This is a genomic window from Escherichia sp. E2661, assembly GCF_004745185.1.
Taxonomy (GTDB): domain Bacteria; phylum Pseudomonadota; class Gammaproteobacteria; order Enterobacterales; family Enterobacteriaceae; genus Escherichia.
The window spans coordinates 1-13917 of sequence record NZ_PDIG01000032.1 but is presented as its reverse complement, the minus strand read 5'-3'; the positions used below and the strand labels follow the sequence as shown (position 1 = coordinate 13917).

The 13917-nt window shown below is 54.5% G+C and carries 12 protein-coding genes and 2 pseudogenes; 2 read left to right on the top strand and 12 right to left on the bottom strand.

Features of this window, described 5'->3' with window-relative positions; genetic code table 11:
• Positions 1-346: 346 nt before the first annotated feature.
• From eutG to maeB, 11 genes are all read right to left on the bottom strand, one after another.
• Positions 347-1534 (bottom strand): ethanolamine utilization ethanol dehydrogenase EutG, encoded by a 1188-nt coding sequence (eutG, locus tag CRI63_RS15820; RefSeq protein ID WP_135520059.1) that lies wholly within the window; start codon positions 1532-1534, stop codon positions 347-349.
• Entirely contained in the window at positions 1524-2360 is an 837-nt protein-coding gene (gene eutJ / locus CRI63_RS15815; protein WP_032198692.1) for an ethanolamine utilization protein EutJ, read from the bottom strand. The genes eutG and eutJ overlap by 11 nt, the downstream gene beginning before the upstream one ends.
• Before the next feature lie 10 nt (positions 2361-2370).
• Complete coding sequence (locus CRI63_RS15810) at positions 2371-3774, bottom strand: aldehyde dehydrogenase family protein (RefSeq protein WP_135520058.1); 1404 nt, start codon at positions 3772-3774, stop codon at positions 2371-2373.
• 11 nt (positions 3775-3785) lie between these two features.
• Entirely contained in the window at positions 3786-4073 is a 288-nt protein-coding gene (eutN, locus tag CRI63_RS15805; protein WP_000762196.1) for an ethanolamine utilization microcompartment protein EutN, read from the bottom strand.
• Between the two features lie 106 nt (positions 4074-4179).
• Complete coding sequence (gene eutM / locus CRI63_RS15800) at positions 4180-4473, bottom strand: ethanolamine utilization microcompartment protein EutM (RefSeq protein WP_000387713.1); 294 nt, start codon at positions 4471-4473, stop codon at positions 4180-4182.
• Between the two features lie 38 nt (positions 4474-4511).
• The gene (gene pta, locus CRI63_RS15795; RefSeq protein ID WP_135520056.1) at positions 4512-5528 is read right to left on the bottom strand and encodes a phosphate acetyltransferase; all 1017 of its coding nucleotides are present in this window, start codon (positions 5526-5528) and stop codon (positions 4512-4514) included.
• On the bottom strand, positions 5525-6328 hold the full coding sequence (gene eutT, locus CRI63_RS15790; protein WP_135520054.1) for an ethanolamine utilization cob(I)yrinic acid a,c-diamide adenosyltransferase EutT: 804 nt from the start codon (positions 6326-6328) through the stop codon (positions 5525-5527). The genes pta and eutT overlap by 4 nt, the downstream gene beginning before the upstream one ends.
• On the bottom strand, positions 6325-7026 hold the full coding sequence (gene eutQ, locus CRI63_RS15785) for an ethanolamine utilization acetate kinase EutQ (RefSeq protein ID WP_130216810.1): 702 nt from the start codon (positions 7024-7026) through the stop codon (positions 6325-6327). Before eutQ ends, eutT begins: the two co-directional genes overlap by 4 nt.
• A complete protein-coding gene (gene eutP / locus CRI63_RS15780; protein ID WP_135520052.1) occupies positions 7001-7480 on the bottom strand; it encodes an ethanolamine utilization acetate kinase EutP in 480 nt (159 codons plus the stop codon). Before eutP ends, eutQ begins: the two co-directional genes overlap by 26 nt.
• Before the next feature lie 12 nt (positions 7481-7492).
• On the bottom strand, positions 7493-7828 hold the full coding sequence (eutS, locus tag CRI63_RS15775) for an ethanolamine utilization microcompartment protein EutS (protein WP_000356956.1): 336 nt from the start codon (positions 7826-7828) through the stop codon (positions 7493-7495).
• A 288-nt stretch (positions 7829-8116) separates the two neighbouring features.
• Complete coding sequence (gene maeB / locus CRI63_RS15770) at positions 8117-10396, bottom strand: NADP-dependent oxaloacetate-decarboxylating malate dehydrogenase (protein WP_130216808.1); 2280 nt, start codon at positions 10394-10396, stop codon at positions 8117-8119.
• Between the two features lie 287 nt (positions 10397-10683).
• Here maeB and tal point away from each other — a divergent pair, with 287 nt between their 5' ends.
• Entirely contained in the window at positions 10684-11634 is a 951-nt protein-coding gene (tal, locus tag CRI63_RS15765; RefSeq protein ID WP_135520050.1) for a transaldolase, read from the top strand.
• A gap of 20 nt (positions 11635-11654) precedes the next feature.
• Positions 11655-13659 (top strand): annotated as a pseudogene (gene tkt / locus CRI63_RS15760) (transketolase).
• A 72-nt stretch (positions 13660-13731) separates the two neighbouring features.
• On the opposite strand, the pseudogene CRI63_RS15755 reads toward tkt, so the two are convergent.
• Positions 13732-13917, bottom strand: a pseudogene (locus tag CRI63_RS15755) (IS3 family transposase); the annotation flags it as partial.

The following is a 13917-nucleotide window of genomic DNA, read 5'->3' as shown; positions in this document are numbered from 1 at the left end:
CACCGCGCCACTGGCGGATGCGGCGTGAACNCCTTATCCGCCCTACATGTGCAATCCCCAGGCCGGATAAGACGCGACAAGCGTCGCATCCGGCACTTGCACCGCGCCATTGNCGGATGCGGCGTGAAACGCCTTATCCGCCCTATATGTGTGTTCCGTAGGCCGGATACGACGTAAACGCCTTATCCGCCCTACATGTGCAATCCTGTAGGCCGGATAAGACGCGGCAAGCGTCGCATCCGGCAATTGCACCGCGCCACTGGCGGATGCGACGTAAACGCCTTATCCGCCCTACATGTGCAATCCCGTAGACCGGATAAGACGCGGCAAGCGTCGCATCCGGCATTTATTGCGCCGCTGCGTACAGGCCGACAATCTGCTCCAGGCTGGCGGTACGCGGATTGCTACGCAGACAAATATCTTCCTGCGCGGCCTGCGCCCATGCACCGTAATGCCCGGTTGTTGCACCCACATCAGCCAGCCGCTTGTTGATCCCAACTTCCGCTATCAGCTCACTTACCGCATTAATAGCGTCACGATCGTCGGATTTTTTAGTTCGCAGCGCCCGACCAACCTGGCTAAACCGATCACGACAAACCATCCGGTTAAATTCCATCACCGTTGGCAGCAACATGGCGTTCGCCAGACCGTGCGGAATATGCAGCGCCGCCCCCGGCTGATGCGCCATCGCGTGGCATAACCCAAGCCCCGCACTGGAAAACGCCATTCCCGCCATACATGAAGCCAGCAACATGCTTTCGCGGGCGGCAAGGTCATGACCGTAGCCCACCGCTTTCGGCAGCGATTTGCCAATCATCGCAATGGCACCAATCGCCAGACTGTCGGTAAACGGTGTGGCGTTCAGCGCGCTGTACGCTTCAATGGCATGGGTTAACGCATCAATGCCAGTCATCGCCGTGACATGCGACGGCACACCTTCGGTCAATGCGGCGTCGAGAATCGCGACATCCGGCATCAGCGAGGCATGTGCTAACACCTGTTTGCGCCCGCTTACCGCATCGATGATCACCGTCACGTTAGTCGTTTCAGAGCCGGTTCCGGCGGTCGTTGGAATGGCAATCAGCGGCAATCGTGGTTGCAGAACGCTGGTTTCTGACATTTTTGCCAGCGTGCTATCGGAATTCGTCACCAGCAACGCTACGGCTTTCGCTGCATCGAGCACCGAGCCACCGCCAAACGCGATGACACCATCGCAGCCTGATTCACGCAGCTGCGCCACGGCTGCGCACACGTCTGTAATGCACGGTTCGCCCACCGGACACGGCCAGAGCGTCATAGCGATACCTTTGACGGTCAGACTGCGAATCAGCCCGGAGGTCATCCCCGACTGATGCAAAAAGCCATCCGCCATCACAAACAAATGTTTCAGCCCGCGCGTTTGTGTTTCCTGCCCGCAACTGCTCACTGCGCCCAGACCGCAGAGTGTGACAGGCGGGACGCTAAATGTTTTTACCCGTTGCAGATTCAGGGTATCGAACGCCTGAAAGAGCGCGCTCTGCAATTCATTTTGCATATAGCCCCTCCGCTTTCTCTCGCCCGCTACTGGCGATCGCCAGCGGGGTCATAAACAAACTGTGCTGCGGTAGATGCACCTGTAACGCCGGGAATTGTTTGCGAAACAGTTCCGCCACGCCCGGTTGCATACAGGAGCCGCCCGCCAGCCATAAATCAGTAATGCCCTGCCCTTCAATATGCCGGGCGACAATGTCCGCCATTTTTTCGTACACCGGTTTCACCGCAAGCCAAATCTCTTCACCGTGACCGCGCTTGTACTGCTCTGCCTCTTCCAGCGAAATACGACGATTTCCGGCGAGAGTCAGAGAGATGTGATGTCCGCCGGTGGCTTCATCCGCCGAGTACGTCACCTTGCCCTTTTTCACGATGGCAATACCGGTGGTGCCGCCGCCGATATCCACTACACCTGCGTTATCCAGTTGCAGCAGATCCGCGACTGCGGTTGGCTCATCCAGCACATGGCTCACTTCCAGCCCGGCGGATTCCAGCACGTTGATGGAAATACGCGGGTCCGTACCAGGAGGAAATGAAGTCGCCGCATGGCTAAAACGGCGACCGAATTGCTGCTCAAGCGTGTCGAGATGGCGACGAACAATGGTGACAGCGCCGAAGAAATCCCAGACGATGCCGTCGCGGACCACATCGGCCCAGTCGAGGCATACCGCCACCGGCTGACCGTCGCGGTCGACAACCATCGACACCACATCGCAGGTTCCCAGATCCACCCCCAGCCACAGCGGAGATTCCGTCGCGGCAGGCGTCTGGTTACACAGCGTTGCCGCCGTTTGCAGACGTGGGGTGAGCCATTGTTCGTCGTGCGCCATCGGTTACTCCTTAAACAATGCGAAACGCATCGACTAATACACAGCGACGCAGACGGACAAACGTCCGCGCGCTGGTTACCCCTTCACCGGTTGGCGTGGTGATAGTCATCGTGGTCCAGCCTTCCCCACCCAGCCCCAGCCCGGCAATGCACGGCCCGTTCTTGACGAAAATGCTGGTATCAATAGCGTTTGCCATCTGGTTCATGTTCTCGATATTGCGCGAGTGCATTGCCGCCGTGTGGTGGCAACCGCCTTCCAGTTTCACCGCCAGCGCAATGGCATCCGCCACGTTGGCCACGCGCACGACGGGCAGCACCGGCATCATCAGTTCGGTCACCGCAAACGGATGTTCTGCGGTGGTTTCCACAAACAGCAGTCGCGTTTGTTCCGGAACTTTAAGGCCGATTGCCGCCGCAATTTTCGCCGCATCGCGACCTACCCAGTCACGGCTGACGGTGCCTTTTCCGCGCTCGTCGATATTTTTCAGCAACACCGGTTGCAGTTGCTGCGCCTGCTCTGCGGTCAGTTTCACCGCGTGCTGGCCTTCCATCAGACGCATCAGTTCATCGGCTACGCTATCAACAACAATCAGCACCTTTTCATCGGCACAGATGATGTTGTTATCGAAAGAAGCGCCTTTGACGATGGACTGAGCGGCACGGGCGAGGTCGGCGGTTTCATCCACCACCACTGGCGGGTTACCGGCACCTGCGGCAATCAGGCGTTTATTGGTGTGTTTGCGCGCCGCTTCCACTACCGCTTCGCCGCCCGTCACCACCAGCAGGCCGATGCCCGGAAACTTGAACAAGCGTTGCGCGGTTTCGATATCCGGATTGGCCACGGTAACCAGTAAGTTTTCCGGCCCGCCTGCGGCAACAATCGCCTGGTTGAGCAGCGTAATCGCCCGCTGGGAGACTTTTTTCGCCGCCGGATGCGGGGCAAAAATGACGCTGTTGCCCGCGGCAATCAGGCTGATGGCGTTGTTAATTACGGTTGCCGCCGGGTTAGTGGAAGGCGTCACCGAAGCCACCACGCCCCAGGGCGCGTTTTCAATTAAGGTCAGGCCGTTGTCGCCCGTCAGCACCTGCGGAGAGAGACACTCAACGCCTGGTGTGCCGCGCGCCTGGGCGACGTTTTTGGCAAATTTATCTTCAACGCGCCCCATACCGGTTTCACTGACGGCAAGTTCCGCTAAATCTCTGGCGTGTTTTTCGCCTGCTTCACGAATGGCTGTTATCGCCAACTGGCGCATTGCCACGCTCTTTAACCCTTGCTGGACAATTTTGGCTGCCGCAACGGCGTCATCCAGGGAAGCGAAAACGCCCATCTCATGAACGGCGGCGGGCGGCGTGTCACTGCTTTGCATTTTCAGCAGTACCGCTTTCACCACCTGTTCAATATCCTGTTGATTCATGATGTTCTGCCTTATTTGTGGAAAATAACCTGACCGCCAGACACCACCTCATCGACGATGCCAATCACGCACAGATCGACCGGTGACGTTTCGCTTTTATGCGCCTGGCGGGCGGAACTGCCACTCACCAGCAACACCCACTCCCCGGTTCCTGCGCCAATATTGTCGATGGCGACGGCACATTGCCCGTCAGGATTACCTTGTGGATCAATCATTTCCACCATCAGCAATTTGTCATGCGCCAGTCCGTGATGGCGTACGGTACAAACAATTTGTCCAGTGACGACTGCCAGTTTCATACCCGCCTCCGTGGCGTATTTCAGGTAAAAGCTCCCCCTACCCTCCGCGGAAGGTAAAATGAAAAAGGAGAGAGCGTGACGCCCGAATCGACGTCACACAGGGTGATTACAGGTTGCTGCTATCGCCTTTCAGGCCGATCGGGAAGACTTCTTCCAGGTCGCCGTGCGGACGCGGGATAACGTGTACGGATACCAGCTCGCCAATACGCTGTGCCGCTGCGGCACCGGCATCGGTCGCGGCTTTACAGGCTGCAACATCACCGCGAACCATCGCAGTACACAGGCCGCCGCCAATCTGCTTCACGCCGACCAGTTTGACGCGCGCAGCTTTCACCATCGCATCAGAAGCCTCAATCAGTGCAACCAGGCCCCGGGTTTCGATCATTCCTAATGCTTCCATTGTGTTTTCCTCTTTATAGGGGTCCAGAACGGGACCGTTCATTCAACCAGTGTTTGTAAACTGCTTTCGCGGTTCACTTCTGTCTGACGCGGTACGGCTGCCACCAACGCCAGTTCGATAATTTCCTGCACGCTACAACCACGAGAGAGATCGTGCATCGGCGCGGCAAGTCCTTGTATCAATGGCCCGACGGCACGATATCCGCCAAGCCGTTGTGCGATTTTGTAGCCAATATTTCCGGCTTCCAGCGACGGAAAAACCATCACATTAGCTTGGCCCTGTAGCGGGCTGGCAGGCGCTTTTTGCGCCGCGACATCCGGAACAAAGGCGGCGTCAAACTGTAATTCTCCATCCACCACCAGCTGCGGTGCGCGTTCACGGACGATGTCTGTCGCCTGTTGCACATTGGCAACGCAGGGGTGACGGGCGCTACCGTTGCTGGAAAACGACAGCATCGCCACGCGCGGCTCTTCTCCGGTGATGGCCTGCCAGGTTTCGGCGCTGGCAAGCGCGATATCCGCCAGTTGTGCCGCCGTCGGCTGCGGCACCACGCTGCAATCGGCAAAACCCAACGCCGGACCGCTGTACTGTGGCAGCATCAGGAAAATGGAAGAGAGCGTTTTACAGCCCGGCTGCAAACCGATAATGCGTAATCCGGCACGCAGCACATTTGCCGTGGAAGAGAGATTGCCCGCGATACAGACATCCGCTTTACCGGCACTGACCATTGCGGCGGCGAACATCAGCGGATCGGTTAATTTTTCCAGCGCATCCGGCGGCGTTTTTTCGCCCGCACGGGCCAGCCAGCGATGGGCAAATTCTTCCCGCATTGCGAGGTTGCCATGCGGGTCAATCACCTGTAGGCCATCCATCGCCACGCCGTGACTGAGCGCAAACTGGCGAAGTTCAAACGGATTGGCGACCAGAATGGGCGTTGCCAGACCTTGTTGATGTAAATATTGCGCAGCTTTCAGTACGCGTTGGTCTAACGCATCCGGAAAAACCACTCTGGCGGGCGCTCGCAACGCCAGTTCACGACAACGTTCAATAATCATTGCGTTTCCCCCAGTCGTTGTTGGATCTGCTTCACCGTTAGCGGCGGCTTCGTTACGCTCAGGATCATCATCACGTAAACCGTGCTCGAAAGGCGGTTCAGCGCCTGCAAGATGTCCGGGCGTAATACTTCAAAACTGCGGGTGATAAACACCTGCGCCGCTACGGTTTCGGTTTCACGCACTTTGGTGCGTAGCAGATTCAGCAACGCCGCATCGCGCCCGTGGCTGGCTTCCGGCACCAGATGATCGTGGTCGAGATAGCGCAGCGGCTGGTGAGAAAGTCGATGCAGATCTTCGTCAGAAAGCCCGACAATCGCCTGGCAGCCCAGCGGTTCGCCCAGCGCATCGGCGCGCATAATGTTGCCAAGACGCGAACGGATATCGACCAGCCACGGCTGCCACGGTTCCGCCAGTTCAATTTGCAGCCACACTGTCAGCGCAATGGTGCTGTCGAGAACAGCGCGAAAACCCAGGCGCGGATCGCTTTTGGCAACCATTTTTTCCGCCGACAGATGAGTCAGTGTGTCTGGTTTTTTCGCCACCGGCTGGCGGCACAGTTCGCAGCACGCCTGCGGATGTTCATCGCTACTGGTCAGCCCGTGAACGGGCTGCGGCTGCTGCTGTTCATCATCAACAAACAGGCTACCCTGCTCGTCAATAAACTTGATGCGCAGATGGCGGCTTTCCAGCAACTCCCGGGCAGAGGGCGTCAGGCGACTGTCCGCAGGGAGATGGATCTCTGCGCCTTCGCTGAGCGTATGGTTCGCTCTTAGCCATGCTTCGGTGATGAAATCTTTCATAGGGATTGCCAGTTAGCCGGCCAGGCGACATACAGGAATTTCACGCTGGATGTCGTACCAAATTCGATGCTGGATCCTTTCGGGATAAACATCACGTCGCCCGCTTTGGCGATCATGGTTTCGCCTTCGTGGCGAACATGCAGTTCCCCTTCCAGTACCATGTCGATTTCGTCGTAGTTCAGGGTCCACGGGAAGAAGGCGTTGTCCCACTGCATGAAACCAGCGGCCATACTGCTGCCGTCGTCTCCGGTCACAAGATCAGTTAAGCCCACGCAGTGCGGTTCAGCGCCATCGAAACGACCAAACTTGACGCTGCTGCCATCAATCACTTTGATGCCGCCTTTGCCGGTCACCGATTTGAAGCTCGGCTGCATTGCCCCCTGCTCCAGCGACTGCTTTTCCTTCATCACTTTTTCCATCAGCTGTGCGACCAGGCTTTCGGTAAACTGGCCTTCCGGCAGCTGGGCAATGATGGTTTCGCGGATGCGCTGGCTTTCGGTTTTATCGGCTGATGCACTGGCGGGAACGGATGCCGTTACAGGCGTCGATTCATCGCACTCGGTGATGGTAAAACCCAGTAGATCCGCCACTTCGCGCGCTTCAGGGGTAATAATGCTGGCGCGCAGAACCACGGACATTGCCTGTTCGCCGCGCGCGTGTGCTTCACGAATATCATTCGCTGTGATGAGTTTTTTCACCTGCTTCCTCCTGTTCGGTGAGAGATGCCAGATAATCCACCAGTTGCTGCACGCTTTGCGGGTCATGGTTGTTTAGCGCGAAAATTGGCTCTTCAAAGCCAGTCTCAAGCAATAACTGTCGCGTTGCGGCGACGTCAGCATCCGGCATGTCCGTTTTACTGATGACGGCGATTTGCCGTTTACTGGCGCCAATATCCAGCAGCCCGGCAGGTAATCGGCTTTCTGGATCATTTGCGCCGTGGACATATATCAGCATGTCCACATCCTGTAGCGTGGTTATTAAGGCGTGATACCAACGGGGATGGCTAAAATATTCACCCGGAGTATCAATATCGCCATTATCATTAAATTCCACGGCCTGTGTTTTTCTGGCGAGGGTATAATCTCCCTGCAACGCATTAAATAACGTTGTTTTTCCTGCCCCGACGCTACCCACAAACGCAATTCGCTTCATGAATGCCTCGTATTAACTTTTGGTCATTTCACACAGCGTATAATTTAATAAACGCCCTAAACCGCTGACGGTTTGTGATAACGCTTCTTCGACTGCGCCCACCGAGCCATAAATCACCAATGCGCCGCTGAAGCGGTCGAGAAAACCGATGTGTACATCGGCAGCTTTTAATGCTAAATCACCGGCAATCATCGCTGTTTCTCCGGGAGTTAGCGTCATAATGCCAATTGCGCCAGCATCCGGAACGCCGATTTTCTTCGCCAGTTCTTCACCCGGATGCGCAATCAGATGCGCCAGCGTGACCTGTTTCCCGGGTACAAATTCCTGAATGATGCGTTCTTTGTCCATGAGTCGCCGCCTGTAAAAAAACGTGCGTGTATCGTGACAATTTTTCGTCAGAGTAAATAACAAAATTCGGCAAACGCGTTTAAAAGGTGAGGTAGATCACTAAGAATGGAGAGATATTTACCGTGATAGATAAACTTTCATATGCAGAACATGAATAAATATAAAGATATTACTTTATTTTTATGTCGGGTAATTTATTTGCTATTAGTAAAAGCAGTAAGACGTATTGATAATATAAAAATCGCTTACCCCGAATTACTCAGGGTAAGCGTGATAGTTAAGGAAGAATTACAGCGGTTGGGTTTGCGCTTCAACCACGGCCAGCGCCACCATGTTGACGATACGACGCACTGACGCGATCGGTGTTAACACGTGAACCGGTTTCGCCACGCCCATCAGCACCGGGCCGACGGTGACACCTTCCGAGCTGGAAACGCGCAGTAAGTTGTAACTAATACGAGCAGCTTCCATGTTCGGCATCACCAGAATATTAGCGGAACCTTTCAAGGTGCTGTCCGGCATACGGTCGTTGCGAATCGCTTCTACCAGCGCCGCATCACCGTGCATTTCGCCATCAATCATCAGCTCAGGCGCACGTTCCCTGACCAACTCCAGCGCTTTACGCATTTTGCTCGACGACGGGCAGTCAGAAGAACCGAAGTTGGAATGCGACAATAGAGCAACACGCGGCTCAATACCGAAACGACGGACAGTTTCTGCCGCCATCAGCGTGATCTCCGCCAGCTCTTCTGCGTCTGGGTCATCATTAACATAGGTATCAGCAATAAAGGTGTTACCACTCGGCAGCAACAGCGCGTTCATTGCGCCTGCGGTGTGAACGCCATCGCGATAACCAAAGACATTTTTCACTACGCTAAAGTGTTCGTGATAATCGCCCACCGTTCCGCAGATCATCGCATCGGCTTCACCACGCTGAACCATGATCGCACCGATCACCGTCGGGTTGCTGATCAGCGCACGTTGTGCCTGTTCCTGAGTGACACCACGACGCTTCATGATCTGGAAGTATTCGCTCCAGTACTCTTTAAAGCGTGGATCGGATTCGTTATTGACGATCTCAAAATCAACGCCCGCTTTGATCTGCAAGCCCAGTTTCTGAATACGCATTTCGATCACGTTCGGACGGCCAATAAGGATCGGCTTTGCCAGTCCCAGGGTTACCAGTTCCTGCGTCGCATGCAGAACGCGCGCCTCTTCCCCTTCCGGCAGAACAACGCGCTTCGGCGCTTTGCGAGCCTGGGAGAATATTGGCTTCATAAACAGGTTGGTTTTGTAAACGAACTCGGTCAGCTTGTCGATGTAGACGTCAAAATCGGCAATCGGACGCGTCGCCACGCCGGACTCCATTGCCGCTTTAGCGACCGCAGGGGCGATCTTGACGATCAGACGCGGATCGAACGGTTTTGGAATGATGTATTCGGGGCCAAAGCTCAGATCCTGATCGCCATACGCAGAAGCCACCACTTCACTCTGTTCGGCATGGGCCAGTTCCGCAATCGCGCGGACTGCCGCCAGTTTCATCTCTTCATTGATAGCCGTTGCGCCAACATCCAGCGCGCCTCGGAAGATGAACGGGAAGCAAAGCACGTTGTTAACCTGGTTCGGATAGTCGGAACGACCGGTACAGATGATGGCATCCGGACGCACTTCTTTCGCCAGCGGCGGCAGAATTTCCGGTTCCGGGTTCGCCAGCGCCAGGATCATCGGCGCACGGGCCATTTTCTTCACCATTTCCTGAGTCAGCACTTTCGGGCCGGAACAGCCAAGGAAAATATCCGCGCCTTCAATCACATCGTCGAGGGTACGTTTGCCGTCATCCACCACCGCGTAAGCCGCTTTGGTTTCCGCCATGTTCGGCTCACGACCCTGATAAATAACGCCTTTTGAGTCGCACACCACGATGTTATGTTTTTGCAGGCCCAGCGCCACCAGCAGGTTCATACAGGCAATTGCCGCTGCGCCCGCACCAGAAACTACCATCCGTACGTCGGAGATATTTTTCTCTACTACGCGTAAGCCGTTGAGAATGGCGGCGGTGCTGATGATTGCCGTCCCGTGTTGGTCGTCATGGAATACCGGAATGTTCATCCGCTGGCGCAGTTTCTGTTCAATATAGAAACATTCTGGCGCTTTAATATCTTCGAGGTTGATACCGCCGAAGGTCGGTTCAAGTGCGGCGACCACTTCGATAAATTTGTCCGGGTCGAGTTCATCAACTTCGATGTCAAACACATCTATCCCGGCGAATTTCTTAAACAGAACGCCCTTACCTTCCATCACCGGTTTGCCTGCCAGCGCGCCAATATTACCCAACCCCAGCACGGCAGTACCGTTAGAGATAACTGCCACCAGGTTACCGCGCGCGGTATATTTGTAGGCGTTTAACGGATCTTTTTCGATTTCAAGACAAGGCGCGGCGACACCCGGTGAATAGGCCAGCGCCAGATCGCGCTGCGTTGCCAGAGGTTTGGTCGGAGAAACCTGGATTTTTCCTGGTACAGGAAATTCATGGAAATCAAGTGCACTTTGTTTTAACTGCTCATCCATTTGGTTGTTCCTTTCACGTAACGTTCACAAAAATAGGTGTGGGCAACTGCCTCAGCCCACAACGTGGCGCACATTATTACCTTGCCGGAGCGTCGAGACTCTGAGCAAGCCCAAACTCTCCCCCATCAAATAATGTTTTGGTAATAATCCCATAACACTGATGTTACCTGCTTCATCCAGCAATACCATGCCTGTCTGCTATGCTTTTTTGATGCGTTTAGCGAAATTTCTCAGAAGTGTGAATTAACGCACTCATCTAACACTTTACTTTTCAAGGAGTATTTCCTATGAACGAGTTAGACGGCATCAAACAGTTCACCACTGTCGTGGCAGACAGCGGTGATATTGAATCCATTCGCCATTATCATCCCCAGGATGCCACCACCAATCCTTCGCTGTTACTCAAGGCTGCCGGTTTATCACAATATGAACATTTAATAGACGATGCTATTGCCTGGGGTAAAAAAAATGGCAAGACCCAGGAACAACAAGTCGTCGCGGCCTGCGACAAACTGGCAGTCAATTTCGGTACAGAAATTCTCAAAATCGTACCCGGTCGCGTGTCGACAGAAGTTGACGCACGCCTCTCTTTTGACAAAGAAAAAAGTATCGAAAAAGCGCGCCATCTCGTGGAGTTGTACCAACAACAGGGCATTGAGAGATCTCGCATTCTGATCAAGCTGGCCTCCACCTGGGAAGGAATTCGCGCAGCAGAAAAACTGGAAAAAGAAGGCATTAACTGCAACCTGACGCTGCTGTTTTCCTTTGCTCAGGCACGGGCCTGTGCAGAAGCGGGCGTTTTTCTGATTTCGCCGTTTGTAGGTCGTATTTATGACTGGTATCAGGCGCGCAAACCGATGGATCCGTATGTAGTAGAGGAAGATCCGGGTGTCAAATCTGTGCGCAACATCTACGACTACTATAAGCAGCATCGCTACGAAACCATTGTGATGGGTGCCAGCTTCCGTCGTACCGAACAAATCCTCGCGTTAACCGGATGTGACCGTCTGACCATCGCGCCGAATTTGCTGAAGGAGTTGCAGGAAAAGGTTTCGCCAGTGGTTCGCAAACTGATCCCGGCATCGCAATCCTTCCCTCGCCCCTCCCCGATGAGCGAAGCGGAATTTCGTTGGGAGCATAATCAGGATCCGATGGCGGTAGAAAAACTGTCTGAAGGCATCCGCCTGTTCGCCGTTGATCAACGCAAACTGGAAGATCTTCTTGCCGCCAAATTCTAAAACCAGCCACGGAGTGTTTTATGTCCCGAAAAGACCTTGCCAATGCGATTCGCGCGCTCAGTATGGATGCGGTGCAAAAAGCCAATTCTGGTCATCCCGGCGCGCCGATGGGCATGGCCGATATTGCCGAAGTGCTGTGGAACGACTTTCTTAAACATAACCCCACCGATCCGACCTGGTATGACCGCGACCGCTTTATTCTTTCCAACGGTCACGCCTCGATGTTGCTCTACAGTTTGCTACATCTGACTGGTTATGACCTGCCGCTGGAAGAACTGAAAAAATTTTCGTCAGTTGCATTCGAAAACCCCAGGTCACCCGGAGATTGGCTATACGCCAGGTGTTGAAACCACCACCGGTCCACTTGGACAAGGTTTGGCGAACGCGGTTGGACTGGCGATAGCGGAGCGCACGCTAGCAGCGCAGTTTAACCAGCCGGATCATGAGATTGTCGATCACTTCACCTACGTGTTTATGGGCGACGGCTGTCTGATGGAAGGCATCTCTCATGAAGTCTGTTCGCTGGCAGGAACGCTGGGACTCGGCAAGCTGATCGGCTTTTACGATCACAACGGTATTTCGATTGATGGTGAAACCGAAGGCTGGTTTACCGACGATACGGCAAAACGGTTTGAAGCCTACCACTGGCATGTTGTCCACGAGATCGACGGCCACGATCCGCAGGCGGTTAAGGAAGCGATCCTTGAAGCACAAAGCGTGAAAGATAAACCATCGCTGATTATCTGCCGCACGGTGATTGGCTTTGGTTCGCCTAATAAAGCGGGTAAGGAAGAGGCGCATGGCGCTCCGCTGGGCGAAGAAGAAGTAGCGCTGGCACGGCAAAAACTGGGCTGGCATCATCCACCCTTTGAGATCCCCAAAGAGATTTATCACGCCTGGGATGCCCGCGAAAAAGGTGAAAAAGCCCAGCAGAGCTGGAATGAGAAGTTTGCCGCTTATAAAAAGGCCCATCCACAACTGGCTGAAGAGTTTACTCGCCGAATGAGCGGTGGTCTGCCAAAGGACTGGGAGAAAACGACTCAGAAATATATCAATGAGTTGCAGGCGAATCCGGCAAAAATCGCTACCCGTAAAGTGTCGCAAAATACGCTTAACGCCTACGGCCCTATGCTGCCGGAGCTGCTCGGTGGTTCGGCGGATCTGGCCCCAAGTAATCTCACCATCTGGAAAGGGTCTGTGTCGCTGAAGGAAGATCCCGCAGGGAATTATATTCACTACGGGGTACGCGAATTTGGTATGACTGCTATTGCCAACGGCATTGCACACCACGGTGGCTTTGTGCCGTATACCGCAACGTTTCTGATGTTTGTTGAATACGCCCGTAATGCCGCGCGGATGGCAGCACTGATGAAAGCGCGGCAGATTATGGTTTACACCCACGACTCGATTGGCCTGGGAGAAGATGGTCCGACGCACCAGGCTGTTGAGCAACTGGCCAGTCTGCGCTTAACGCCGAATTTCAGCACCTGGCGACCGTGCGATCAGGTGGAAGCAGCGGTGGGCTGGAAGCTGGCGGTTGAGCGCCACAACGGGCCGACGGCGCTGATCCTCTCAAGGCAGAATCTGGCCCAAGTGGAACGTACGCCGGATCAGGTAAAAGAGATTGCTCGTGGTGGTTATGTGTTGAAAGACAGCGGCGGCAAGCCAGATATCATTTTGATTGCCACAGGATCAGAGATGGAAATTACCCTGCAAGCGGCAGAGAAACTGGCGGGAGAAGGTCGCAATGTTCGCGTAGTTTCCCTGCCCTCGACCGATATTTTCGACGCCCAGGATGAGGAATATCGCGAGTCGGTGTTGCCTTCTAACGTTGCGGCCCGCGTGGCGGTAGAAGCGGGTATAGCCGATTACTGGTACAAATATGTTGGTTTGAAAGGGGCGATTGTCGGGATGACGGGTTACGGGGAGTCTGCTCCGGCGGATAAGCTGTTCCCGTTCTTTGGCTTTACCGCCGAGAATATTGTGGCAAAAGCCCATAAGGTGCTGGGCGTGAAAGGTGGCTGATGGTGATTGCCTGGTGCTGATTGCCGGATGCGACGCTGACTGAACTGAACCCCAAAACCTGGACAGTTTCATTTAACCGGCTTTTTGATACTCAGTCCGGTATTCTACCGGGCTGAGTCCCCCAAGACTGATGTTTTATTCTTTTTTGATTCCAGTAAGTTATGTATTCGCTAACGGCATTTTCCAGTTCTTCCACACTCCTGTAGTTCCGGCGATAGTACATTTCTTCTTTCAGGTGACCAAAGAAGTTCTCCATTA

Coding starts and splice junctions, on each gene's coding strand:
- tal (WP_135520050.1), top strand. CDS start 10,684: ATGAACGAGTTAGACGGCATCAAACAGTTCACCACTGTCGTGGCAGAC.
- pta (WP_135520056.1), bottom strand. CDS start 5,528: ATGATTATTGAACGTTGTCGTGAACTGGCGTTGCGAGCGCCCGCCAGA.
- eutS (WP_000356956.1), bottom strand. CDS start 7,828: ATGGACAAAGAACGCATCATTCAGGAATTTGTACCCGGGAAACAGGTC.
- CRI63_RS15810 (WP_135520058.1), bottom strand. CDS start 3,774: ATGAATCAACAGGATATTGAACAGGTGGTGAAAGCGGTACTGCTGAAA.
- maeB (WP_130216808.1), bottom strand. CDS start 10,396: ATGGATGAGCAGTTAAAACAAAGTGCACTTGATTTCCATGAATTTCCT.
- eutJ (WP_032198692.1), bottom strand. CDS start 2,360: ATGGCGCACGACGAACAATGGCTCACCCCACGTCTGCAAACGGCGGCA.
- eutG (WP_135520059.1), bottom strand. CDS start 1,534: ATGCAAAATGAATTGCAGAGCGCGCTCTTTCAGGCGTTCGATACCCTG.
- eutP (WP_135520052.1), bottom strand. CDS start 7,480: ATGAAGCGAATTGCGTTTGTGGGTAGCGTCGGGGCAGGAAAAACAACG.
- eutN (WP_000762196.1), bottom strand. CDS start 4,073: ATGAAACTGGCAGTCGTCACTGGACAAATTGTTTGTACCGTACGCCAT.
- eutT (WP_135520054.1), bottom strand. CDS start 6,328: ATGAAAGATTTCATCACCGAAGCATGGCTAAGAGCGAACCATACGCTC.
- eutM (WP_000387713.1), bottom strand. CDS start 4,473: ATGGAAGCATTAGGAATGATCGAAACCCGGGGCCTGGTTGCACTGATT.